The organism is Arthrobacter sp. StoSoilB19 (assembly GCF_019977275.1).
In the GTDB taxonomy this organism is placed as follows: Bacteria; Actinomycetota; Actinomycetes; order Actinomycetales; family Micrococcaceae; genus Arthrobacter.
Window position 1 is genome coordinate 1173594 of sequence record NZ_AP024650.1, and the last position, 24023, is coordinate 1197616.

Consider the following 24023-nt stretch of genomic DNA (forward strand, 5'->3'; position numbering starts at 1 on the left):
ATGCCACGGGACCCCCGGCACGCAAAGTGCCGAAGGTCCCGCCGCCCGGGCCACGCAGGAAAGTCACGCAAACGCCCGCCGCGAGGCGTCAGGCCCGCGCCTGCAGCCCCGGCACGCCGTCGCGGATCTCAAAGGAGGCCTTCGTGGCAACGGGTGCGCCCGGCGTCGTCACGTGGTCCAGCACGCGGAAGTCCGCCGTCATGGAGTCCCTGGTGATGCGCGTGTTCACATAGCCGCGGTTGTCGTTGTAGAACTTCAGGTGCGGGTTCCAGGCCATGGTGGCGTCCGTGGTGGAGCCCGTGCCGTCACCCGTGGAGGTGATGGACGTGCACACCAGTTCCGAGCCCACTACGGGGGAGGCGGGGTCCTTGTAGTCCACCTTCACGTCGTTGGCCCAGTGCCGGTGCACATCGCCGGTGAGGACGACGGCGTTGCGCACCTTCGCGTCGGTCCATCCCTGGGTGATGCGGCGGCGGGAGGCCGCGTACCCGTCCCAGCCGTCCATGGAAACGTCGTCGATCTCCGGTGCCTTGTTCCGGTCGCGCTCGGCGAAGAAGACCTGCTGGCCCAGGATGTCCCACCGCTGCGTGGAGTTCCTGAATCCGTCCAGCAGCCACTTCTCCTGCTCGGCGCCGGTGATGGTCCGGTTTTCGGCGAGCCGCTCTGTGACGTTCTTCTTCCAGCCGTCGCCGGCAAGCTGGTCGTCCCGGTACTGCCGTGTATCCATCATGTGGAAGTTGGCCAGCTGGCCCCACTGGATGCGGCGGTAGATCTTCATGTCCGGCCCGGCGGGGAGCGAGGACGGGCGCAGCGGCATGTTCTCGTAGTAGGCCTGGAAGGCTGCGGCGCGGCGCTGCCGGAAGTGCTCCACGCTGTCGTTCAACTGGGCGGCGTCCTGGTTCTCCGGAACGTCGTCCGCCCAGTTGTTGTCCACCTCGTGGTCATCCCACACCACCGCCCAGGGTGCGACTGCGTGCGCTGCCTGCAGGTCGGCGTCGGCCTTGTACTGGGCGTGGCGCTGCCGGTACGTCTCCAGCGTGACGGTCTCCGGGCCCTCGTGGTCACGGGGGTTCCCTCCGCCGATCACGTAGCTGCCCTTCTTGTATTCATAAAGGTAGTCGCCCAGGTGCAGTACCAGGTCCGGGTGGTCCTCCGCCAGGCGCCGGTACGCGGTGAAGTAGCCGCGCTCATACTGCGCGCAGCTGGCGAACGCCATGGCCAGCGCGGCGGGCGTCTCGTGCAGGGCAGGGCTGGTGAGGGTGCGGCCCACGGGGCTGACGTACTTGCCGGTGCGGAACCGGTAGAAGTACTCGCGGCCCGGCTGCAGGCCGCGCAGCTCCACGTGCACCGAGTGCGCGGTCTCGGTGCGTGTCTGCTCCACGCCGCGGGCCACCACCTTCCGCATTCCCTGGTCCTCGGCCACTTCCCACTGCACGGCCACCGGGCGCGACGGCATGCCGCCCAGCCCGTCCTCCGCCACCGGGTTCACGGCCAGGCGCGTCCACAGGACGAAGCCGTCCGGCCACGGCTCGCCCGATGCGATGCCGAGCATGAAGGGATCGGTGCGAAGGCCGGCGTCGTCCGCGGTGGAAACGGCGACGGCGGCACTTGGCAGTGCGGCGACGATGCCGGCTCCGATGCCGGCGGAGATGAGCGTTCTGCGGGAGATGTTGTCCATGGCTTCCACGCTATTTCCAGCTGTTGGACAGGTTTCGAGGAGGATATGAATGGCCGGTTAACGGCGTGACAAAACCTGTTGATGGATCCGCCGACGCTGGAGCCAGAGCGGGATGCGGCGCAGGGCCTTTGGACTCTGGCCCCGACGCGGGGTCGCAGGCAGAGTGGCTCACAACCCTAAGAAGCCAGGGAAAGAGGAAATCATGCCCCGCACCTCCGTCGTCACCGGCGCAGCCTCCGGCATTGGCAAAGCCACCAGGGAACTGCTTGAGCAGCGCGGCGAACGCGTCATCGGGGTGGATCTCCACGATGCCGAGGTGGTGGCCGACCTGTCCACCGCCGAGGGACGCGACGCGTTGCCGGATGCGGTGAGGAAGGTCAGCGGCGGCAGGATCGATGCCATCTACGCCAATGCCGGCCTCGCCGTTCCGGCCCCCGCCACCGTGGCCGTCAATTTTTTCGGGACGGTGGCAACGCTGGAAAGGCTCCGGCCCCTTCTGGCGGGGTCGGACGCGCCACGCGCCGTCGCGGTCTCATCGATGGCCGCCCTCCTGGCCAGCGACAGCGAGCTTGTTGCACTCCTGGCCGCCGGGGATGAACCGGCGGCCATGGCCCGCGCCGAGGTCATGGCCAAGGAACCAGCGACCACGGGCCAGCTCATCTACGCCTCCACCAAGCTGGCGCTCTCCCGCTGGGTCCGCCGCCAGGCCGCAACGGCAGAGTGGGCCGGCACCGGGATCCCCCTGAACGCGGTGGCGCCGGGCGTCATCGCCACCCCAATGACGGCGGACCTGATCGATACCGAAGAGGAACGAAGGTCGCTGCTGGAAGTGGTCCCGATGCCGCTGAACGGCATCGCCGAGCCCATTGTGGTGGCCCGCCTGCTGGCCTGGCTCAACAGCGAGGAGAACACGCACCTCTGCGGGCAGATCGTCTATGTCGACGGCGGCAGCGATGTTGTCCTGCGCGGCGACTCGGTATGGTGAGTCTCCGGGGACTCGGACTTTAGTCCCTGTTCTGGACTAACCCTCAGGCGTAGCTTGAAAGTGGTTCCCGCAACCGCGGGGCGAGCAGTCAAGGGGGCGTCATGACCAGGCCCAGGCATTCGGCACTCAGCATTCTCGGGTTCAGCAGCCTGCTGCTCCTCACGGGGTGCTTCGGCCCTCCCGCCCCGGCCCCTTCCAGCAGTTCCCCGGCCCCCAGCCCCACCGCCAGCAGCGCCAGCCCCAGCAGCGCGTCCCCAAGCACGACGGCGAGCCCCACCGCGTCGGCCACCCCCACCACCCCTGCCAGCACCTCAGCCGCGCCCACCACGTCAGCCGCCGCTCCGCCGTCGTCCGCTCCTGCCAGCCCGCCGCCCACGGCGGAACCGACGCCCACCGGGCTGCCCGAGCAGGTGGCCCCGCTGACCATCTACTACGTGGCCGTGGGTGACAACGGCGTCTCCGGGCCCGCGATCGGCTGCGGTGACAGCCTGGTGGCCACCACCACGGCCCCCGTCCGCTTCACCGACCAGGTGGGCCCCAGCATCAACACCCTGCTGGCCAACAAGAGCCGCGACATCGGCCTGTCCGGCCTCATCAACGTCCTGTACCAGTCGAGCTTGACCTATCTTGGTGGCGAGTTGAACGGCAGCACCATCACCATCTGGCTTTCCGGGCAGTTCATGCTCGGCGGCGTGTGCGACATCCCACGCGCCAAGGCCCAACTGGAACACACGGCCATGACGGCATCCGGTGCCACCAGCGCGCAGGTGTTCGTCAACGGCCGTCCCATCGACGAGGTACTGAGCCTCAAGTAGCGATCCTGGGCAGAACGTACGGCAGCAGACCTGTACGCCCGGCCGAGAGTCTCACGCCATCTGCACATTCGTGCAGTTAGGGCGGTGCTGTCGGAACGGTGCCGGCTCCAAAGGCCACGGGGGCCTCGGCCGCGCTTTATAGCTACTCACCAGTAACAATGAATATCCCGGCGTGCTGGGGCCGGCCGGGTTGCGGTGGGCCGGACGCGGACCAATTCCCCGCACGTTCGTGCAGGCGGGTCCACCTGCGGGTCCAGGCTGCCTAGCATTTCTAGGACCGCACCCCGGGCACCGGCAGGCACACCGCCGCTGGCACCTCGGGCCGCGGAACCCCTGCTGACACGCGAACAAAGAGGTTTATATGTCACTGCTGAAACGCGCCCTGTCCGTCGCCGCAGCCGCCGTCCTGGCAGGCTCGCTCTCCGCGACTCCCGCCCAGGCCGACACCCTGGACATCGCGCCGCCGGGCGCCAACGACTGGTCCTGCAAGCCCTCCGCCGAACACCCGTACCCCGTGGTCCTGGTGCCCGGAACCTTCGAAAGCATGGCGAAAAACTGGTCCACGCTTTCGCCCTACCTCAAGAGCGCCGGATACTGCGTCTTCGCCCTCAATTACGGCGAGACCAACGGCGTCTACGCAACCGCCCCGGTGGCCGACTCCGCGAAGGAACTCGCCCCGTTCGTTGATGCCGTCCGCGCCGCCACGGGTGCGCCGAAAGTGGACCTGGTGGGCCACAGCCAGGGCGGCATGATGCCGCGCTACTACATGCACCTGCTGGGCGGCGCCAAGTACGTCCACCACCTGGTGGGCATTGCGCCATCCAACCACGGCACCCAGGGCCTGATCGTGCCGCCGCCGGATGCCGTCCCGGATCCCGCCTACACCACCCTGGGCTGCGCAGCATGCGCGGACCAGCAGGCCGGGTCGGCGTTCATGCAGGAACTCAACGCCAAGGGCGATACCGTCGCCGGCCCGTCCTACACCGTGATCTCCACCGTTTATGACGAAGTGGTGATTCCCTACAACAGCCAGTTCCTGGCGGGACCGGCCAGGCAGGTCACCAACATCACCATCCAGGACAAGTGTCCTGCCGATGTCTTCGAACACGACCAGACACCCAACGATCCCGTGGTGCACCAGTTTGTGGCGAACGCGCTGGGCCAGGCCTCCGGCCCGGCGGACCCCGCGTACCAGCCCAGCTGCCTGTAGCCCGGACCGCCTTTACCAGCCGCGCCCGGCCCCGGCACCCACGCGCCGTGCCATGATGAGAGCCAGACAGTCCCAAGGAGGTATCCGGATGGACCACACACCTGGCGGCACGGAGGGCGGGGTGGGGCCGGGCCCGCTGCAGCATCCATTCTTTGCCCGGGCATTTGCCCGGGCCGTGGGCGGCATGGACCGCCGCGGGGCAGCCGACCACCGCCGCCGCGCCCTGGCCGGCCTGCGTGGATCAGTCATCGAAATTGGGGCCGGGGCCGGCTCCTCCTTCCCGCTGTACCCTCCCGCCGTCACCCGCGTCCTGGCCCTGGAACCCGATGACTACCTCCGGGCCCTGGCGCAGAAACAGGCCGCCACGGCCAGCGTCCCCGTAACGGTGGTTGCCGCCGCCGCAGAGAACATTCCGGCGGAGACCGGCAGCGCCGACGCCGTGGTGGCCAGCCTGGTTCTCTGCAGCGTCAAGGACCAGGCCGCCGTGCTTGCGGAGATCCGCCGCGTCCTGCGCCCCGGCGGAACACTGGCCTACTACGAGCATGTCCGGTCCCGGCACCCGGTCCTGGCCAGGGCAGAAGACGTCCTGACCCCGCTTTGGGGCCGGTTCATGGGCGGATGCCACCTCAACCGGGACACCCTGGCCGCCATCACCGCAGCAGGCTTCACGGTCCAGGACAACCAGCGCTTCGGCTTCGCCGTGCAGCGGCTGAACCCTCCGCTTGCCCACATCCTGGGCACGGCCACCAGCCCCGGACCGCCGGGCTGACGCGCCCCGCTGGCGCGCCGCACTGATATGTCATTGAGCGCCTGAACGCCCCGGCCCGCCTGGCCAACCTCGACCTTGGGCCCTTGGCGAGGCCACGCCGTCGTACCCTTGCCCTAAGCTAACGCCACGAAAGCAAACGTCCGAACGGATGCGGCATGACAGAGCTCAATGTCCGGGAGCGGAGCTCCCTCCAGCTGCCAATCACTGACGCCGCGAGCCTGACATCCGGACAGACGCTTGCGCGCCTGGCCTCCGGCCCGGACGGCCTGCCGGAGGAGGAAGCCGCCGCCCGCTTTGGCAGCCTTGGCCCCAATGCCGTCCGCACGCACCGCGCCAACGCCTGGGCCGTGCTGGGCCGGCAGTTCGCCAGCCCCATCCTCATCCTTTTGCTGGTCACCGCCGGGCTGTCCCTGTTCCTGGGTGACGCAACCAACTCGATCGTCATCGGCGTGATCCTGCTGGTCAGCGTGGGCCTTGGCTTCACCAACGAATTCCGCGCGGAGCGGGCGTCCGAGGCGCTGCACGACCGTGTCACCCACCGCGCCGTGGTCCTTCGGGGCGGGACCACCAGGGAAGTGGACGTTACCGCCCTGGTGCCGGGCGACGTCGTCCATCTCTCCCTGGGTGCCATCATCCCCGCCGACATCCGGCTCCTCGCCACCAACAACCTGCTCTGCGATGAAAGCATCCTCACGGGCGAGTCCCAGCCCGCCGCCAAGGACCCCGCTCCCGTGGCCGCAGGCGCGGCACTGGGCGACCTCGCCTCCTGCGTGTTCATGGGCACGGTGATCCAGTCCGGCAGCTGCACCGGGGTTGTGGTGGCCACCGGTGGCCGGGCTGAGTTCGGCCGCATCGCGCTGGGCCTGGGGGAGAGGCAGCCGCAAACCGAGTTCCAGCTGGGACTCAGGCGCTTTTCGTTCCTGCTGCTGCAGGTGGCGATGGTGCTCACCACGCTGATTTTCGTGGCCAACCTGCTGCTGCAACGCCCGCTCATTGAATCCCTGCTGTTCTCGCTGGCAATCGCCGTAGGCATCACCCCGCAGCTGCTTCCCGCCGTGGTGAGCACGTCCCTGGCCACCGGTACCCGGCAGCTGGCCAAGCGGAAAGTGCTGGTCAAGCGGCTGGTGTGCATCGAGGACCTGGGGGACATGGACATCCTGGTCACGGACAAGACCGGCACCCTGACGGAGGGGCGGATCAGTTTCACCAGCGCGCTTCCGGTGACGCAGGACGTTTCCGAAGACGACCTGCTCACTTTGGGCCTGCTCGCCACGGAGGCCGACTACTCGGAAGGAAATGCGTCCCCGGCAGGGCAGAACCCGCTGGACGCCGCCCTCTGGGACAGCCCCGGCGCCGCCGCCTTTGAACCGAAACGTCATCAGCGCCTGGACATGATCGGCTTCGATCACCAGCGCCGCCGCACCACCGCGCTGGTCCGTGAAGACGGCGGCCCCGCCCGCCTGGTGACCAAGGGCGCCCCCGAGGACGTCCTCGCCCTGTGTGGGCCAACCCCACCCGCGGTGCAGAGGCTGTTGGACGAGCAGTTCGACGCCGGCTCCCGGGTGGTCGCCGTGGCAACCCGTCCGGCTGCAGACCTGGAGAAGCTGGCCCCGGCTGATGAGCATGGGCTGACGCTGGCCGGGTTCCTCGTTTTCCTGGACCGGCCCAAAACCAACGCCAGGCAGTCCCTGGACCTGCTGGAGGCCCTGGGTATTTCGGTAAAGATCGCCACCGGCGACAACGCCAAGGTGGCGGAGAAAGTCTGTGCCGACCTGGACGTGATCTCCGGCGGCACCCTCACCGGTGCCCAGGTTGAGCAGATGTCCGACGCCGACCTTGCCGCCGCCGTGCGGACAGCCACCATCTTTGCGCGCGTCTCGCCCGAACAGAAAGCGCGCATCATCGGCCTGCTGCGCCTCAGCGGCGGCTCCGTGGGCTTCATGGGCGATGGCGTGAACGATGCCCTGGCACTGCACAAGGCGGACATCGGCATCTCCGTCGACACGGCAACGGACGTTGCCAAGGACGCGGCCGACGTCGTCCTCCTGGACAAGGACCTGGGCGTGCTGGCGGACGGCGTGATGGAGGGGCGGCGGATCTTCGCCAACACCATCAAGTACGTGCTGATGGGCACGTCCAGCAACTTCGGCAACATGTTCAGCGCGGCAGCAGCCTCCGTGGTGCTGAGCTTCCTGCCCATGCTGCCGGGCCAGATCCTGCTGAACAACCTGCTGTATGACTCCGGGCAGCTGGCTATTCCGGGGGACCGGGTGGACAAGGAGCAGCTGCGGGCGCCGTCCCACTGGGACATCGCCTTCATCCGCCGGTTCATGCTTCTCTTCGGGCCCATCAGTTCGCTGTTCGACTTCGCCACCTTCGCCCTGATGCTGTTCGTGTTCACCGCTGCGCCGGGGGAGTTCCGGGCCGGCTGGTTCATCGAATCCATTGCCACCCAGACGCTGATCATCTTCGCCATCCGCACACGACGTGTTCCCTTCCTGCGCAGCCGGCCGTCAGCCGGCCTGATTGCCGCGTCGCTCGGCGTGGTGGCGCTGGGGATCTTCCTGCCGCTCTCGCCGTTGGCCGGCCTGCTCGGCTTCGACCCGCTGCCTGTGCCGTTCTTCCTGGCCCTGCTGGGCATGGTGGTGGTGTATCTGGTCCTGGTGGAACTGGCCAAACGATGGTTCTTTGCCCGCAGCGCCCAGCAGCTGCCCGCCCCGCCACCTCCCGTCAAGCGCCGGCACGCCACGCACCACATCGCCCGCAGGGCCTCGAGGTACAGCATCCCGGTCAAGGTCCCCAAGCCCGCGGTCCCCTCAGGCGTGCCCAGGCTTGGGCGGAGCAAGGCGCGGCAGGAGAGATCTGTCCGTAACCCATAACCCTTGTGGCGACGCCGGGGTTAGCATGGAGGAGGGAGAAGCTGGGGCTTTCGCTGAGATGTTCAAAGCAGGGTGATGAAGGCCGCCTTGGATCATGCTGTTCGAACTTTGGGGTGTACTCTCATGTGGCGTGAACCGATCAGGCGGCGGACCCGGGAACTTCTGCGGGAGTTCGTAGAACGGGCTGATGACCTTGTCCGGGCACAGGAACACGTTGAAGGCCTGCTCGGTGCAGTGGTGTCCCTGACCGAAGACCTCAGCCTGGAAGCGGTGCTTGACCGGGTGGTGCAGTCTGCTTGCGAACTGGTGGGAGCGCGCTACGGGGCTCTGGGCGTCATCGGTGATGACCAGCAGCTCAGCCACTTCATCACCGTAGGCATTGATGACGAGGGAGCCCGCCTCATCGGTGACCTTCCAACCGGCCACGGAGTGCTTGGCGAACTGATCCGCGAACCCAAACCGCTGCGGCTCCACGATCTCGGCGAGCTTCCCATTGCCGTCGGTTTCCCCGCCAACCACCCGCCGATGGGCACGTTCCTGGGTGTTCCGGTCCGTGTCCGGGACGAGGTCTTCGGGAACCTGTACCTGACGGAAAAAATCGGCGGGCAGGATTTTTCGGGTGAAGACGAAGACCTGGCTGTAGCCCTTGCTTCTGCTGCCGGCGTGGCCATCCAAAACGCTAAGTTGTTCGATGACAGCAAGCGGCGCCAAAAATGGCTTGAGGCGGGCATGGAGGTCAGTGACTGCCTGAAGGACCGGCCACGCTCGGATACCGAAAACCTGGACATGATCGCGGAACGGGCCGTTAAGGCCTCCGCTTCGGTCCTGGGGGTAATCGCATCCGCGGGCGGGGACGGAACCGTCAGGTGCCGTACATCGGTGGGCGTGCAATCGATGCCTGGCGGCCAGGAATTGCCAGCCTCTGACGTGTTATCCGAAGTCCTGGAAAGCGGGGAGTCCAGGGCGCTGGCAGACCCGTCCCTGGTATTTGACCATGAGCTGGCAGAGAAACTCGGGCCGGTCCTGGTTGCCGCCCTGGGAAGCAACAGTGACGGACACCGGGACAGTGTGCTGATCCTGGCCCGGGGGACCGTTGGAAGCCGCTACACGGACGTGGATGTTGAGCAGAGCGCCGTGTTTGCCTCGCGGATCGGCCTGACGCTGGACCTGCTCAAGGCAAACCAGCTGCGGGAAGAGCACGCGTTGTTCATCGACCGCGAGCGGATTGCGGCGGACCTGCACGACCTGGTCATCCAGCGGCTGTTCGCAGCCGGGTTGAGTATCCAAGGCCTGCGCCGCTACACCTCCGACACCGTTGCCCATGAGCGCCGCATCGCCGATATCACCACTGAACTGGATGACTGCATCCACCAGCTCCGCGACACGATTTACTCACTGCAGGCCAGGAAACCCGACCGGGAACTCCTCAGCGGCCGCGTCCTGCGCGCCGTGCAGGAAGCAGCCAACGCCGGTGGCTTCCTGCCAAGGATCCAGCTCTCGGGCCCAGTGGATGACATCGTGGACGAGGACGTGGCCGAACAATTGTTGCCGGTGCTGTCTGAAAGCGTCAGCAACGCCGTGCGGCATTCGGGCTCTGAAGAAATTTACGTCCTCCTCGCCGTTCAGGACGGCGACGTGGTCCTCACCGTCCAGGACCATGGCTGCGGATTTGCCGATCCCGGCCGGATCAGCGGATTGAACAACATGAAGAGCCGGGCCAGCCGGCTGGGCGGGACCTGCACCATTGAGAGCGCCCCCGGCCAAGGCACCAGCGTGACCTGGCGGGTGCCCCTTCCGGCCTGACGGCGGCGTGCTCTCTCAGGACAGCATTTCCCACGCGCGCGGGATGGGAGCCGGGATCAACGGGCTGCGGCGCCGGAATCCCAGCTTTTGCAGTACCGAGGACACGGTGCCAACCACCGCATCTTCGGGGAGCACCAGCTCCTGGCCGATCTGCCGGTTTGTCAGGCCGCGGGCCATGAAGGCAAGCACGTTCCGCTCCCTCCCTGTGAGGCCTTGCAGCCAGGAGGCAGAGGCGGCTGCGTACAGGCTTTCGGCAACCCTTTCCCGGACCTCCGGCCGGAACAGTGATGCGCCGGCGGCGGCACAGCGGATGCTGTCCACCAGATCCTTGCTGTTGCTCACCTGCTTGAGGACGTACCCGGACGCGCCCGCCAGCACCGCCGCCCGCACGGCATGCTGTTCGTCCCAGCCGGTCAGGATCAGGCATCGGACCCCGGGGGCCGTGGCGCGGAGGTCGCGGCAGACCTCAATCCCGGTTCCGTCCGGCAGCCTGTCGTCCAACACAGCGATATCGGGTTTCAGGCTGGGGATCAGGCGCCGGGCCTCTGCGGCCGATCCGCTCTCGCCGGCAATCGTGAACCCATCATTTTCGAGCAGGTCCTTCAGGCCCCGCCGCACCAGTTCATGGTCATTGAGGATGAAGATCCGGGCGGTCCCGGCTGGGGACTGAAAGACATCCCGGGGTTCTGCGGGTGTTTCCATGACGACGCTCTCATTGATTCGACGCCCTCCCCGGCTGCCCGTCTGATGCAGCCGCCCCGGTCGGAAGGATCCTCGTTCAATCATTTCGCGTCCCTCTGCTGTGCCAGCAGGGCCAAAAGTCCGTTCCTGATTCGTCACCAGCCGAAGCCACGGGGAGCCAATGGCCCGGCTGCCTCCTGAAGCTGGCGAAGGGCGCTGCAGCCAGAGCACCTCATGGTGTCTCCGGCCCCCTTTGCCCTGACCCACCGGTGCGATTCCTCCAGCCGGTACTCAAGCCAGCCCGAAAGCTTTTGCAGCCGGTTGAGTGCCACGCTGGCTTTCTCCCAGGAACTCCAGCGTCCCACGACGGCACCGTTGTCCTTGAAAATGACGTTGCACCCGCCATCGCCAATTTCCGCTGGGGCCTGGCCGCCAGGCGCTTCCTGACCGTACACGGCCCTGTACTCTTCAGAAGTTGCCACGGTGCCTCCCTGATCAGGCAGCTTTGGTTTGCGGGCGGGCGAGAAACGCCTCCAATGACTGGAGGGTGATGGTTGCGTCAGTGAAGGCCGGGCTGCCATGCGGGTGCAGGCGCTCCAGCAGGCCACCGTTGTAGCGGAGGCGGCGGAGGGCGGTGGACACGGCACGGATGGCGTATCCCAGGTCGCCCTGGTGCCGGAGCAGCGCGAGCGTCATGCCCTGCATTGATGCCAGTGCGACAGCAAGCACGTTTGCGTCCAGCTGCCGGCCCGCGGCCCGGTGACGGCGCAGCTGGGCGGCAAACCCGTCCCAAACCTCCCGGGCCGCAATCCGGGCCACTTCCGTCCGCGCATCCTTCTCCGCCAAACCGCGGCCCACCAGGTCCGCATGAAGGCATTCGAACCTGCTGCTGAGTTCCCCGGCCCTCCCGCCGGCTTCGCTGCCCGGGGATGTTGAGGGTTTGAAATTGGCAGGATGCAGGAGCATCGCCCGACGGCGGGAGGCGTCCTCCCGCGACAGCCGCGCGGCTTGCAGCGGCGCTTTCAGGGCGGGACGGAGCGTGCGGATGTCAGGCATGCTGGTCCTTTCAAAGTGCAGCGAGCTTGCAGCATGTGCCAGCGGGGGCATCATCTGCGGTGACACTGCGGGAATGCCTCAGCGGCAAGGGAAGTGTGTGCAAGTGAAGTGTGTGCAAGTGAACTGTGTGCAAGGGAACTGGGTCTCAGGGGAGGGGCGTCAGGGGGAAAGCCACTCCGGCCCCGCAAACCTGAGGACCCGGACGGCGCCCCTACAAGGATGCCAAGGGTCTGGGGTCCCGCTGTAGGGCTGAAAGTCCCGTCATGGGGGAGGACGGGTACAGATTCCCGCGTGGAAGGTTTGGAGGTTTGGTTCCCATGGAAGGCGGGGGCTTTGTGCCCTGTTTCCGGTTGCGGGGCCGGCCCTAGCCTGAAATCAGCAGGGCGGCGTAAGGCCGCCTGCCGGATCCGGGAGGCACACGGTGAAATCGGCGAACGCAAGCATCATTGCAGGCCTTGTCCTTATTGGGCTGGGTGGGCTCTTACTGCTGGACCGGCTCGGCGTCATGGACACGGCAGCTTTTGTCGCACCGCTGATCTTCGCGGCCATAGGGGTTTTGTTCCTGTCCCTGTTCGTCCAGCGCCGGGAGAACTGGTGGGCGGCCATCCCCGGTTCCGTGTTCCTGGGCCTGGCAGCGGTCATCACCACCACGCAGCTCACCAACGGCGCATGGGGTGCATCTTTCCTCTTCCTCTTCATGGGTGGCGGGTTCGCCGCCGTGTTCCTGCGCGAGCGCACCAACTGGTGGGCCCCGATCCCGGCGGGCGTCATGTTGACGCTTGCTGTCATCGTGGCACTCCCGCAGGAACTGCAGGGCATGCCGACCGCGGCCGTCCTGTTCCTGGGCCTGGCAGCCACCTTCGGCGCGCTCTCCCTGGTCCCGGTCCGTAGCTCCGGGCACGCTGCCGACCACCCCAGCGAAAGGATGAGTTGGCCGCTGATCCCCGCCGCGGTCCTGACGGTCATGGGTTTGATCTTTGCGCTCCAGGCCACGGTGGTGTTCATTTCCCTGGACTTCGCCTTCCCGGCCATCATGATCCTGGCGGGAATCACGCTGATGGTCTACGCCTACGTCGCCCACCGCGACGGACGGCAGAAGACGCACGGCCCCGGGCCCCGGGCAGGCTAAGGGGCCCAGCGGGCCGGTGGGCCGGCCGGTGAGCCCATGCGGCCCATCAGAGGAGCGCCTCCGCCCGGGTCCAGTGCCCACGCAGCAGTGCGGCGACCCTCTGCGGCTCAGCCCGGTGCGGGGGGTCGAAATGGTGGCGGCCCGGGAAGACTTCCAGCCGGTAATCGGAAAAGACGCGGGCCAGCCGGGCGGCGTTGTCGCCCTGCTCGTCCGGACTGCTCATGCCGCCCAGCATAAACAGCACAGGTTTCGTGAAGGAGGCAAGGCGGCCGCGGTCCAGGTTATAGGTGTTGAACGCCTGGAGGAAGGCGTTGATGCCTGCCGGCCGCTTGGCCATCCACGGCGGCGGCGGGCCGGGCGGCGGTGCCGGCAGGACGGCGTCGGGCTTTACCTGCAGCCTCATGAAGGCCGGCATGAACTCGTCCTGCGGCAGGGCGGACAACTGGCCGTAACGCTGCCACAGTTCGGTGTGGGCAGGGCTCCAGTCCCAGTTTCCCGCCCAGGCCGGCTCAAGCAGCGCCAGGCTGCGGAGCCGTCCGGGATGTGAGGCGGCAAGGGCCAACGCGGCAGCCCCGCCGCCGGAATACCCCACCAGGTGGAAGGTGTCCCAGCCATGGGCGTCGGCCTCGCGGAGCACGCCGTCCCCCTCTGTATCCAGGCTCCATCCCGGCGGCGGGGCATCCCCGGCGTAGAGCTCCAGGTCCTTGGCGATGGCGTCCACTCCGGGTCCCAGGACCTGCAGCAGCGCGCCGTAGGCGGGGCCGGCGGGAAGGACGCTGCCGGGAAGCAGGATCACGCGGAGCGGTTCCATGGCATTGTCTTTCGCCGGCGCCGGTCAGCGGCGCGCTGCCAGATGTCCGGTCACGTACTCGGCGTCCGGGCCCGCCCCCACGAGGGTGGCGGAGATATGGCGCGTGAGCCAGGGGAGCCCGACGGCGTACAGGCCCGGGTGCTCCGTCACGCCTTTCGTGTGGCGCGGGTAGTTCCATTCGTCCAGGAGGGGAAGGTCCAGCATGCTGAAGTCCAGTGCGTAGCCCGTGCACCAGATGATGGAGGTGATCCCTTCCGCCTTAAGGTCCAGCCGGGCGCCTGGCTCTGCGGGCAGCCAGTGGTCTTCCTCCGGCACGTCCGCCTCCGGAGCGTCGATCCCGGCAGCCTTGATGTACGCATCGGACAGCCGTCCCAGCCGCTGCCCGAACCCTGCCTCAACCAGTGCCAGGCGCTCGGCGAGGTCGTCGGTGAAGACGAGGACGCCGTCGTCGATTCCCTCGAACCGGCCGTGCAGCCGGACGCCGCGGCGGCCCAGTTCGCGCAGGTGCACGCTGTGGCCGCCGTCGTTGCCGGACAGCAGCGGATTGCACATGAAGCGTCCGGCGGGGGAGGGCAGCCCGTCCACCTGGAGCGCGTTGATGCCGTACTCCGGGCCGTGGACGTTCACCTCCACGATCCAGTGGAAGATGTCCTGCCCACGGTACCGCCTGGGCGCCTCCGGGCAGCTGGACACGGACAGGTGTACGGCGCGGCCGGCGTCCAGCAGGTCCTCGGTGATCTGGCCGCCCGATTGCCCGGTGCCCACCACCAGCACCGCGCCCTCCGGGAGCTGGGCGGGGGTGCGGTAGTCGTGGCTGTGCAGCTGCAGGACTCCGGGGGAGAGGCCGACGGCGGCAGGCGGGGTCCGTGGGCGCTGGAACGCACCGCTGGCCAGCACCAGGTTCCGGGCGGCCCAGGTGCCCCGGTCCGTTTCGAGGGTGAACCCGGCATCCGCCGGGGCGATCCGGGTCACCGTCGTGTCCAGCTCCACCGGGGCATGGATGTCCCGGGCGTAGCGGCGGAAGAAGTCGATGGTGGCGTCCCGGGCGATGAACCCGTCCGGTTCCGGTCCGTCGTAGGGCTTCCCCGGCAGGGAGACTGAAAAGTTGGGGGTGTTCAGGTAGAAGGAATCCCACCGGTCCTGCCAGGCGCCGCCCAGGGCGGGCCGCTGCTCCAGGATCCGGTGTTCCACGCCGCGCTGCGACAGCCAGTAGCTCGTGGCCAGGCCTGCCTGTCCGGCGCCCACTACCACCGTGTTGGTCTCATGGCGGGAAACCGCGGGGGCGGACATGGCTACTGCGCCGCCCTTGAGGTCCTGGACGCACGGGCTTTAGGTTCCTTGGGCCCTTTGGGCGGCAGGGACGCGACGTAGTCCAGCGCCTTCCCGGCCCAGGCCCGCGCCCGGGTGTCATCGCCGTCGCCCTCTTCATTCCACATTTCCGGCAGCCCGGTGTAACCGCCCATGGGCCGCTCGGCCGGCCCGAACGGCACGGTCCGTTCGGACGACTCCAGCACCTCCTTGTCCTTCGGGGAGAGCTTCACGCCGATGGTGGAACCGAACAGCCCGGCGAACATGTTGCCGTTGACGAACGCGCCAAGGTTGCCGAACATCGGCTTCACCACCACCCCCGGATGGTCGGGAACCACGCGCCGGAACCGCTCTTTGTCTTCCTCGGTGGCTTTGGGCATCTCCATGGCTTCATCTCCCGGTGGCAGGTGTATCCGCAGGATCTGGATGCAGGATATGCCTATTCGGAGGTGGGGTCGAGGGTCCGGGATGCATGCGCCCAGCCGGCAATAAATCCCGTCCTGAGCAGGTTAAACTTCCCGGCGGAGTGCTATATATAGCTCAAGGCAACTATTTTGTGGCTGCCCCGCCAGGTCGCATGGATCCGGGATTGTCCCGGGGGCTGGAGGCAACGGTGCTGAACACGCCGGCCTCCGCCCCGGCTGCAGGAATCCGGTGCCGCCCGGCCAACCGTCCCGCCACCGCACCCCGGCTCGCGTTCGTTGCCCTCGCCGCGCTCGCCCTCCTCACCGGCTGCAGCGGCGGCACCAGCCAGTCGGTGGCCACCGCCGTGAAGGACAGCTCCTCCGCGGTGGCCACAGCCCGGATCGCGCTCCGGCAGGATATGGACGGCAAGCTGACCCGCGCCGCCACCTCCACCGCCCTCGACGATGAGCTAAAAGAAGTCCAGGGGAGCCGGAACACCGTCCTCAACCTCTCGCCGGCAACGCAGGAGGACCGCGACACCCAGAAGCAGGCACTGGACGTGCTGGACCACTGCGCCGCGGGGTTCGCCGTGGCGCGCGCCGCCCTGGCAGGGAACGACGGCGGCGCCCCCTCCCTCGCGGACGGTGACAAGGCGCTCGCGGACGCGCAGGACGCCCTGAAGCAGCTCGAAGGCAAGGTGGGGTCACAATGAGGGCGGAACCGTGAAGCGGCTCCTCGGCGTCGCGCTCGGGATCCTCACCGCCATCGGCGGGTTCGTGGACATCGGGGACCTGGTGACCAACGCCGTTGTCGGTTCCCGCTTCGGCCTGTCGCTGGTGTGGGTGGTGGCCGTCGGCGTACTGGGCATCTGCCTCTTCGCCAACATGTCCGGCCGGGTGGCGGCCGCATCCGGCCGCGCCACGTTCGAAGTGATCCGCGAACGCCTGGGGCCCCGGGCCGGGCTGGCCAACCTCTCGGCGTCGTTCCTAATCAACCTCATGACGGTCACGGCGGAGATCGGCGGCGTGGCCCTGGCCCTGCAATTGGCCAGCAGTGTGTATTACCTGTTGTGGATTCCCGTGGCCGCGGTGGCAGTGTGGCTGGTGATCTGGCGGGTGCGGTTCTCCATCATGGAGAACGTCACGGGCCTGCTGGGGCTGACGCTGATTGTCTTTGCGGTGGCGCTGTTCCTGCTCAAGCCGGACTGGGGTGCGCTCGCCGGGCAGCTGGCGCCGGCCGTGCCGGAGCAGGAAACGGTATGGACCTACAGCTACTACGCGATCGCGCTGTTCGGCGCTGCCATGACCCCCTATGAGGTCTTCTTCTTCTCCTCCGGGGCCGTCGAGGAAGGCTGGACCGTGAAGGACCTGCTGCAGGAGCGCACCAACGTCCTGGTCGGCTTCCCGCTGGGCGGCCTGCTGTCCGTGGCGATCGCCGGGTGCGCCGCCGTCGTCCTCCTGCCCGCCGGTATTTCGGTGACGTCGCTGTCCCAGGTGGTCCTGCCCGTGGCGGAGGGTGCCGGGAAGGTCGGGCTGGCGTTTGTGCTGGTGGGCATTGTGGCCGCCACGTTCGGCGCCGCCCTGGAGACCACCCTCTCGTCCGGATACACCCTGGCCCAGTTTTTTGGCTGGTCCTGGGGGAAGTTCCGCCGGCCGGCGGAGGCCGCGCGGTTCCACCTGTCGATGATGGTGTGCCTCCTGGTGGGCATGGCCGTCCTGGCCACCGGCGTGGACCCGGTGCTGGTGACCGAATACTCGGTGGTGTTCTCCGCCATCGCCCTGCCGCTCACGTACCTGCCGGTCCTCATCGTGGCCAATGATCCCCAGTACATGGGCGAGCATGTGAACGGGCGGGCCGTGAACGTGCTGGGAATGGTTTACCTGGTGATCATCCTGGTGGCCTCGCTTGCCGCCATCCCGCTCATGATTGTGACAGGAGCCGGCTCATGACGTCGCCATCCGGTCCTTTGCCGCCGGTTCCGCGCGTAAGCGGCCGCATCCTGGACGCGCAACTGCACCTCATGGACCGGCAGGTCCTGGACCACGACGGCGTCCCGGTCACCACCGTGGACGACCTTGAGGTGGGCGGGCCTGATTTGGACGTGGAGATTCCGGCGGGGACGGCACCGCCGGCCATCACGGCCCTGCTGACCGGCGCGGTCCTGGGCACGCGGATCTTTGGCGGCAGGCCGCCGTCGTCCCGGCTGATCCGCATCCCGTGGAAGGACGTGGCGGAAGTGGGTGTGGTGGTGCGCCTTGGCGTGAGCGGGGAGCCGCTGGACGCCAGCTGGGTGGAACGGTGGGTGCGGGACAAGATCATTGCGCGGATACCGGGAGGCCGCCATGATCCTCGGTGACCTGCTGGGCACACCGGTCCACGATGCCGACGGCGGACGGCTGGGCCGCGTTGCCGACGCCCGTTTCGTGCTGGACGGAGCCCCGCACCAGCTGATGGCGGAGCCGCGGCTGCTGGGGCTGGTGGTCAGCCCGCACAGTGTCGCATCGTTCCTGGGCTACGAGCGGAACGGCCTCACCCGGCCCTGGCTGCTGGCCCGGATCCTCCGGTGGCGGCACCGCGGCTCGTTCCTGGTGCTGTGGGAGGACATATCGATGGTGGGGCCGCACTCAGTCCGGCTCCGGCCGGGATACACCCGCTACAGCACGGCGTTGGAAGGCGGCGGCCAGGTTTAGCGGCGCCCAACCGGTGCGGGATTAGGTGTGGGCCGAAACTCCTGTAGTGTTGAGACTGTTGTTGTGTTTATGCAGTTGGTAGTTCAGGCAGTACGCGCGGTCGAAAGTCCGTGTTCTTCTGAAGTAGCGGTTTTTGAACACCCCACGCCGGAGGGCCCGAAAGTCGGGATTTTCCCTCCACCTTCACGAAGGACAAAAATAATGGCTACTGGTACCGTCAAATGGTTTAACGCTGAAAAGGGCTTCGGCTTCATTTCCCCGGACGACTCCTCGCAGGACGTTTTCGCGCACTACTCCGCGATCAACTCCAACGGCTTCCGCTCCCTCGAAGAGAACCAGAAGGTTTCCTTCGACACCGAGCAGGGCCCCAAGGGTCCCCAGGCCACCAACATCCAGGCTCTCTAATTCCTTAGAGTTCCGGGACCGTTAGGTTTCCAAGCAGGGCCTGCCGTTTATCGGCAGGCCCTGCTTTCTGTTTAACCCATGTGTGCCAGTTCCCCGGGTTGGGCCTTGCCCAGGGCTGAGCGTTGGGCGGGCATCTTCCTTGGAAGAACCGTCTCGACAAATGTGAATTGCAGGAGCACTCTTGTACTGCGCACGCCTCTGACGTGCGGAACCAGCGCCTTGGCTGGGAAGAGAATTGAACCTGCGCGGCACCAGTTGGGGTGGTGCATATCCGGCCCCGATCACCGGCCGGCACTGGCTGCCCGCGCTCCCCGGCATCGGCAGCCGGCACCTTCACTCCGAAAAAACAGTGGCCGGTTGGGCCAGTCATGCAATGGGTTTGAATCGGCCGCAGCTGCAAATCGGCATTTAACAGATCGCCGTTCAAGAAAGCATCGCCATGAAGCACTATCGGGGAATCAAACCGAGATCCAACAAGCTGGCATTGATTGTGGCATTCGCTGTCGCATTGCTCGCCTCCCTGGCTGCAGCCGGCCCCGCGTCAGCCGACGGATGGGGCCACCGGACCTGGCAGGTACAGGTGGGCTCTGAGTCCAGCGACCAGGAGATCCAGGGGATGGCCTTCCTTCCCTCAGAGATCTACATCAATGAGCGGGACACCATCACCTGGCAGGCAAACTCCGCAGAAATACATACCGTGACGTTCCTGGCGGCAGGCCAGTCGCTGCAGCCGTTCAATCCGTTCAGCGACGATGAGCTGCAGAAGCGCGGAAAGGATTATTACGACGGAAAGTCGTACTACAACTCCGGCATCCTGGCCAACGTGGACGTCCCTGGCTTCCCGGACGCAAGGAGCTACACCCTGTCCTTCCCCCGGGAAGGAAACTTCACCTACTACTGCCTGGTCCACGGCACCGTGATGAAGGGGACCGTGCACGTGCGCGACCGGGGCACCGACTACCCGTACAGCCAGGCTGACTACGACAAGGCATCACGGGCGCAGGAGCGGGCCATCCTCCGGGACGGGCACCAACTGGACGCATCCCTGGCACAGGAGGCATCCAACCACAAGGTGATGGCAGGCGGTGACGACGGCGTGGCCATGGTCATGCGGTTCGTGCGGCCCACCGTGACGGTGCACGTGGGCGAGACGGTGGAGTTCGTCAATGACGGCATGGGCGCACCCCACACGGTCACCTTCGGCACTGAACCGGCGAACATTTTCGCCCCGTCCGGCGACCCGGAGCATTTCACCGGCGGCGACCTTAGTTCGGGCATCATCCCGCCCGGTGGCGGCACATTCGAAGTAACGTTCAAGTCCAAAGGAACGTTCGAGTACATCTGCGCACTCCATGACTACATGGGCATGGTGGGCAAGGTGAGAGTGGTCGACTAACGCCGGCTACACGGTCCGGCCGGGGCGGTTGCCCCGGCCGGACCTGCGTTTTCCGGGTCAGTGCAGCCCCATGGCCTCCCGCACCTCATCGAGGATGTGGTGCATGGCCCGTTCAGCCTCCGCCGTGTCACCGCCGGCCACGGCTGAGGCCACGTCCTCGTGCGCCTTCAGCGCCTCGTTCCTCGGCTTGAACGGCATGAGCCCCTGCCGGGTCCGGCTGGTCAGGACCTCTGCGATCATTCCTTCCAGCGCACGGAACATTTCATTGCCGCAGCTTCGCAGCAGCAGCTGGTGGAAAGCGATGTCGGCGGCCAGGAAGGCCTGAAGATCACCAGCCTCGCCCAGCTTGCGGAGGTCAGCGGCCAGGGCCACGAGCTGGGCACGTTCTGCTGCGCTGGCCCGGCGTGCCGCCCCGGCGGCCGCGATGGGTTCGACGGCGATGCGCAGCTCGGTCAGGCTGCTGTACTGCAAGTCCCGCCGGTCCGAGGCCAGCCGCCAGCGCACCAGGTTGGGGTCAAACACATTCCACAGGGACGGTTCCTGCACCACGATGCCCACGCGACGCCGCGAATAGACCAGGTTCATCGATTCCAGGACCTTCATGGTGTCCCGGGCAACGGTCCGGGAGATGCCGTAGTCGTGCTGCAGCCCTTCAAGGGTGAGGCGGGTGCCCGGGGCCAGCTTCCCGGAGGCTATGGCTACCCCCACTGCCTCAATAACCCGGCCCTGCGTGGCTGGGGCAGGCCCGCCGTCGTGCACTTCATCGCCGTCCTGGACTGTCGCCGTCGACATTCTTTTCCCCGTTCCCTTACGCGCCGGTGCGCCCCTCAAGAATAGCCCCCTAACCGCCAAAGGTATGACTTGTGACAAGAATAGATAGTATCTATTGCTCAAAAAGGTGATACCTTATCGCTTGGTCCGATGAACACCGGACCCGCAGCGAGCTTCTTCGAAAGCCAAAGACGTCTTCTCCGGAGGTATGACATGCAGTATCCAGCCACGCACCTGGTGGTCATGGGCGTTGCCGGTTCCGGCAAATCCACCCTGGCGGCCGCCCTGTCCCAGCAGCTGGGATGGGCCTGCGCCGAAGCGGATGAGTTCCATCCAGAAGCGAACATCACCAAGATGAGCCAGGGGATTCCCCTCCAGGACGAGGACCGCTGGCCCTGGCTCGATGAGATCCGCAGCTGGATGACCGCGCAGGCCGCCGCCGGCAAGAGCACCGTCCTCACCTGCTCCGCGCTCAAGCGCGGCTACCGGGAGCTGCTCGCCGGCGCCGAAGGCCGTGTCATCTTCCTCCACCTCGACGGCGGCGCGGACCTGATCAGCCAGCGGATGCAGGGCCGGGTGGGCCACTTCATGCCGCCCGCCCTGCTGCCCAGCCAGCTTGCCACCCTTGAACCGCTCAGCCAGGAAGAGCTCGACGCCGGCAGCCTCCGCCTCGATATCTCGCACTCACCCGAAGAGCTGGTCGCCGCCGTCGTCCGGGCCCTGAACCTCCCCGCCGGCCAGGCGCCCAAAGCGTCCTGACCCCGTAGTCCCCAACCCTGTTTCAAAGGAGAACCATGACCATCGAAGGATGGACCCAGACGATGGGTGCAGGCCCCCTGCTGCTCATCGCCGCGGCGGCAATTCTTGTGCTGCTGTTCCTCATCATCCGGCTGAAGATGCACGCGCTGGTGGCACTGATCCTCATCAGCCTCGCCACCGCCTTCGCCACCGGAATCCCCGCCAACCAGGTGGTTCCGGTCCTGATCAACGGCTTCGGCACCACCCTGGGCACCGTGGCACTGCTCGTCGGCCTCGGCGCCATGCTCGGCCGCATCGTGGAAACCAGCGGCGGCGCCAAAGTCCTGGCCGATTACCTGATCGGCGTCTTTGGCGAGAAACGGGCACCGTTCGCCCTGGGCCTGGCCTCCCTGATCTTCGGCTTCCCCATCTTCTTCGACGCCGGCCTGGTGGTCATGCTGCCCGTCGTCTTCGCCGTAGCCCACCGACTTGGCGGCGGCGTGCTGCGGTATGGACTTCCGGCCGCCGGCGCCTTCTCGGTCATGCACATCTTCCTGCCGCCGCACCCGGGGCCGGTCTCGGCCGCTGCATTCTTTGACGCCAACATCGGCCTGGTGCTGATCGCCGGCCTCATCACCGCCATTCCCACCTGGTACGTCACGGCCTACCTGTATGGCCTCTGGACCGGCAAGAAGCTGGTCCTGCCCGTGCCGGAAATCCTGGGCCACGCCAGCGCGGAGGCCGAGTCCCACCCGCCCCGGTTCCGCACCATCATTGGCCTGCTGCTCCTGCCACTGGTCCTGATCTTCCTCAACACCGGCCTGAACACCCTGGCCTCCTCCGGCGTGCTGTCCGACGCCGTGAAGAAGGAACAGTGGTTCCAGCTCCTTCGCACCGTGGGTGAAACGCCGGTGGCGCTGCTGATCGCCGTGCTGGTGGCCATGTATGTCCTCGGAGCCCGCCGCGGAACCCACGCCGGTGCCCTGGAGAAGCTGCTTGAGTCCTCGCTGGGCCCGGTCTGCTCTGTCATCCTTATTACCGGCGCCGGCGGCATGTTCGGCGGCGTCCTGCGCACCTCGGGCATCGGCGCGGCGCTGGCTTCTGTCCTGGGCAACCTGGGCATCCCGCTGATCCTGGCCGGCTTCCTCATCTCCGCCATCCTGCGCATCGCCCAGGGTTCGGCCACCGTCGCATTGACCACCACCGCGGGCCTCATCGCCCCGGCAGTGGCCACCGCGGGGCTGACCGGCATGCAGGTGGCGGCGCTGGTCATCGCCGTGGCTGCGGGCTCAGTGGTGGTCTCACACGTCAACGACTCCGGCTTCTGGCTGGTTGGCCGCTTCTTCGGCATGGACGTCAAGACCACCCTGAAGACCTGGACCGTGATGGAAACGCTGATCGGCGTGATGGGCTTCGCCGTCGCCGCGGTCATCTTCATGGTGGCCGGTATAGGGGGCTAAGCAACCCACCAAACACGTGGCGCCAGCCTCCGGTCAGATGCCTCTGACCGGAGGCTGGCGCTTCTTGCATTCAGGCGAGAAGCTGGCGGGAGCCTGAATCGAATGCGCTTGCTTCGGGTGGCCATCCGAGTGGCTTAACAGGGGGAATATCCGCCAAAAAAGGGGGATTGTAGGGGAGCCCGGGCCATGGACGCTGTCCGCCGAGGGCAGTATCCTTTAGCTGCAATTGCAGATCCATGCAGGCGTAAGGATGCTGCTGTTGCCGTTTCGGGGACCCCGCGTAACGCGGGGCGCAGGGCTTTGCCCATGGTAGCTGGGGGTCAACAGAGCGGCTCATCTCGCCATCAGCGAAGAGTCCGATGGCCATCAACTAAAGCCCCGCCTTCGATGATCATTCGGAGACGGACCGCCACCCTAGAGGCAATCATGAGATCTTATCTCCGACCACTGTTCATGCTGTTCGCAGCAATCGTCATTGTGTTCACGACCGGGCTTTCCGCCCAAGCCGCCAGTCCACACTTCAAAAAAGGCGGCGAACCGGTCTGTACCGTGACCGCCAACGGGTCAACATCCACCACCACTTGTCGCGCCGTACTCGCGGGCCTCGGAAATTCCGATCTCAAGGCCACGGTCACCGTTTCCGGTTTCGCCGTCTACCAGTGCCAGAACCAGGGCGGCAACGTTGCCCCGGGTCAGAACAAGGTCCTGGAAGGGCCTGTCAGCGAACCCACCTTCATCGATAGTTCGGCGATCAAGAACGGTAACCTGACCCTCGTGACCAACCCGGTCGACCTGACCGCCAAGAACGAGGTCACTGCGGCTGAAGCGGGATGCCCGAACAGCAACTGGAAAGGCATCAACCCGGTTCTGACGGTCACGTCCATCACGCTCGTGATCGAGCAACCGGTAGGTACAGTGATCTTCCGCTGCACCGCTACCGACCCGAACGGGTTCACCGGGACAGTAGCACTTTCCTGCTAAGGCGTAATTCGGCAGGGTGCCGATCGGCACCCCCATAATAAATTGGGCCCGGA

The 24023-nt window shown here is 66.7% G+C and carries 25 protein-coding genes; 16 read left to right on the top strand and 9 right to left on the bottom strand.

Annotated elements, in window-relative coordinates; genetic code table 11:
* Positions 1-88 precede the first annotated feature (88 nt).
* Complete coding sequence (locus LDO86_RS05460; RefSeq protein ID WP_026265947.1) at positions 89-1678, bottom strand: alkaline phosphatase D family protein; 1590 nt, start codon at positions 1676-1678, stop codon at positions 89-91.
* Between the two features lie 202 nt (positions 1679-1880).
* Here LDO86_RS05460 and LDO86_RS05465 point away from each other — a divergent pair, with 202 nt between their 5' ends.
* The gene (locus tag LDO86_RS05465; protein ID WP_018770428.1) at positions 1881-2663 is read left to right on the top strand and encodes an SDR family oxidoreductase; all 783 of its coding nucleotides are present in this window, start codon (positions 1881-1883) and stop codon (positions 2661-2663) included.
* A gap of 88 nt (positions 2664-2751) precedes the next feature.
* Here LDO86_RS05465 and LDO86_RS05470 read toward each other — a convergent pair whose 3' ends face one another.
* Positions 2752-3090, bottom strand: coding sequence for a hypothetical protein (locus LDO86_RS05470; protein WP_142068197.1), 339 nt, complete (start codon positions 3088-3090; stop codon positions 2752-2754).
* Between LDO86_RS05470 and LDO86_RS05475 the strand changes: the two genes are divergently transcribed.
* The 5 genes from LDO86_RS05475 to LDO86_RS05495 all read left to right on the top strand — a co-directional run bounded on the left by LDO86_RS05475 (position 3074) and on the right by LDO86_RS05495 (position 10139).
* Positions 3074-3478 (top strand): GerMN domain-containing protein, encoded by a 405-nt coding sequence (locus tag LDO86_RS05475; protein ID WP_018770426.1) that lies wholly within the window; start codon positions 3074-3076, stop codon positions 3476-3478. The two genes, LDO86_RS05470 and LDO86_RS05475, sit on opposite strands and share 17 nt — an antisense overlap.
* 361 nt (positions 3479-3839) lie before the next feature.
* Positions 3840-4688, top strand: coding sequence for an alpha/beta fold hydrolase (locus LDO86_RS05480; protein WP_018770425.1), 849 nt, complete (start codon positions 3840-3842; stop codon positions 4686-4688).
* 88 nt (positions 4689-4776) lie between these two features.
* Positions 4777-5457, top strand: coding sequence for a class I SAM-dependent methyltransferase (locus tag LDO86_RS05485; RefSeq protein WP_056393349.1), 681 nt, complete (start codon positions 4777-4779; stop codon positions 5455-5457).
* A 155-nt stretch (positions 5458-5612) separates the two neighbouring features.
* Complete coding sequence (gene mgtA / locus LDO86_RS05490; RefSeq protein WP_018770423.1) at positions 5613-8336, top strand: magnesium-translocating P-type ATPase; 2724 nt, start codon at positions 5613-5615, stop codon at positions 8334-8336.
* A 123-nt stretch (positions 8337-8459) separates the two neighbouring features.
* Positions 8460-10139, top strand: coding sequence for a GAF domain-containing protein (locus tag LDO86_RS05495; RefSeq protein WP_018770422.1), 1680 nt, complete (start codon positions 8460-8462; stop codon positions 10137-10139).
* Between the two features lie 15 nt (positions 10140-10154).
* Here the strand turns inward: LDO86_RS05495 and LDO86_RS05500 are convergent, their stop codons facing one another.
* The 3 genes from LDO86_RS05500 to LDO86_RS05510 form a co-directional block, all read right to left on the bottom strand.
* Positions 10155-10841: a response regulator transcription factor gene (locus tag LDO86_RS05500; protein ID WP_018770421.1), complete on the bottom strand. Its 687-nt coding sequence runs from the start codon at positions 10839-10841 to the stop codon at positions 10155-10157.
* Between the two features lie 134 nt (positions 10842-10975).
* Positions 10976-11302 carry a hypothetical protein gene (locus LDO86_RS05505; protein WP_134164607.1) on the bottom strand — a complete coding sequence of 109 codons (327 nt, stop codon included), beginning with the start codon at positions 11300-11302 and terminating at the stop codon, positions 10976-10978.
* Between the two features lie 13 nt (positions 11303-11315).
* Positions 11316-11876 (bottom strand): hypothetical protein, encoded by a 561-nt coding sequence (locus LDO86_RS05510; RefSeq protein WP_018770419.1) that lies wholly within the window; start codon positions 11874-11876, stop codon positions 11316-11318.
* Between the two features lie 421 nt (positions 11877-12297).
* On the opposite strand from LDO86_RS05510, the gene LDO86_RS05515 reads away from it, so the two are divergent.
* Positions 12298-13005 (top strand): hypothetical protein, encoded by a 708-nt coding sequence (locus LDO86_RS05515; protein ID WP_018770418.1) that lies wholly within the window; start codon positions 12298-12300, stop codon positions 13003-13005.
* A 46-nt stretch (positions 13006-13051) separates the two neighbouring features.
* Here LDO86_RS05515 and LDO86_RS05520 read toward each other — a convergent pair whose 3' ends face one another.
* Genes LDO86_RS05520 through LDO86_RS05530 form a run of 3 tightly spaced genes read right to left on the bottom strand, consistent with a single transcriptional unit; the run spans position 13052 to position 15510 of the window.
* Positions 13052-13816, bottom strand: a complete 765-nt coding sequence (locus tag LDO86_RS05520) for an alpha/beta hydrolase (RefSeq protein ID WP_224084369.1) — start codon at positions 13814-13816, stop codon at positions 13052-13054.
* Positions 13817-13840: 24 nt separating this feature from the next.
* Complete coding sequence (locus tag LDO86_RS05525; RefSeq protein ID WP_224084370.1) at positions 13841-15106, bottom strand: NAD(P)/FAD-dependent oxidoreductase; 1266 nt, start codon at positions 15104-15106, stop codon at positions 13841-13843.
* Positions 15107-15108: 2 nt separating this feature from the next.
* Positions 15109-15510, bottom strand: a complete 402-nt coding sequence (locus tag LDO86_RS05530; RefSeq protein ID WP_056393363.1) for a TfoX/Sxy family protein — start codon at positions 15508-15510, stop codon at positions 15109-15111.
* A gap of 191 nt (positions 15511-15701) precedes the next feature.
* Between LDO86_RS05530 and LDO86_RS05535 the strand changes: the two genes are divergently transcribed.
* The 6 genes from LDO86_RS05535 (at position 15702) to LDO86_RS05560 (ending at position 20020) form a co-directional block, all read left to right on the top strand.
* On the top strand, positions 15702-16241 hold the full coding sequence (locus LDO86_RS05535) for a hypothetical protein (RefSeq protein WP_134164601.1): 540 nt from the start codon (positions 15702-15704) through the stop codon (positions 16239-16241).
* Positions 16242-16251: 10 nt separating this feature from the next.
* Entirely contained in the window at positions 16252-17478 is a 1227-nt protein-coding gene (locus tag LDO86_RS05540) for an Nramp family divalent metal transporter (RefSeq protein ID WP_224084371.1), read from the top strand.
* On the top strand, positions 17475-17885 hold the full coding sequence (locus LDO86_RS05545) for a hypothetical protein (protein WP_056393368.1): 411 nt from the start codon (positions 17475-17477) through the stop codon (positions 17883-17885). The genes LDO86_RS05540 and LDO86_RS05545 overlap by 4 nt, the downstream gene beginning before the upstream one ends.
* Positions 17872-18219 carry a hypothetical protein gene (locus LDO86_RS05550; RefSeq protein WP_018770411.1) on the top strand — a complete coding sequence of 116 codons (348 nt, stop codon included), beginning with the start codon at positions 17872-17874 and terminating at the stop codon, positions 18217-18219. The genes LDO86_RS05545 and LDO86_RS05550 overlap by 14 nt, the downstream gene beginning before the upstream one ends.
* Before the next feature lie 201 nt (positions 18220-18420).
* Positions 18421-18624: a cold-shock protein gene (locus tag LDO86_RS05555; RefSeq protein ID WP_009372930.1), complete on the top strand. Its 204-nt coding sequence runs from the start codon at positions 18421-18423 to the stop codon at positions 18622-18624.
* Positions 18625-19063: 439 nt separating this feature from the next.
* Positions 19064-20020 carry a plastocyanin/azurin family copper-binding protein gene (locus LDO86_RS05560; RefSeq protein ID WP_224084372.1) on the top strand — a complete coding sequence of 319 codons (957 nt, stop codon included), beginning with the start codon at positions 19064-19066 and terminating at the stop codon, positions 20018-20020.
* Between the two features lie 57 nt (positions 20021-20077).
* Here LDO86_RS05560 and LDO86_RS05565 read toward each other — a convergent pair whose 3' ends face one another.
* Positions 20078-20812: an FCD domain-containing protein gene (locus LDO86_RS05565; protein ID WP_026266159.1), complete on the bottom strand. Its 735-nt coding sequence runs from the start codon at positions 20810-20812 to the stop codon at positions 20078-20080.
* A gap of 192 nt (positions 20813-21004) precedes the next feature.
* On the opposite strand from LDO86_RS05565, the gene LDO86_RS05570 reads away from it, so the two are divergent.
* From LDO86_RS05570 to LDO86_RS05580, 3 genes are all read left to right on the top strand, one after another.
* Positions 21005-21550 carry a gluconokinase gene (locus LDO86_RS05570; protein ID WP_056393373.1) on the top strand — a complete coding sequence of 182 codons (546 nt, stop codon included), beginning with the start codon at positions 21005-21007 and terminating at the stop codon, positions 21548-21550.
* Between the two features lie 35 nt (positions 21551-21585).
* Positions 21586-22989 carry a GntP family permease gene (locus LDO86_RS05575; protein WP_018771829.1) on the top strand — a complete coding sequence of 468 codons (1404 nt, stop codon included), beginning with the start codon at positions 21586-21588 and terminating at the stop codon, positions 22987-22989.
* Between the two features lie 453 nt (positions 22990-23442).
* Complete coding sequence (locus LDO86_RS05580) at positions 23443-23970, top strand: hypothetical protein (protein WP_018771828.1); 528 nt, start codon at positions 23443-23445, stop codon at positions 23968-23970.
* Positions 23971-24023 lie beyond the last annotated feature (53 nt).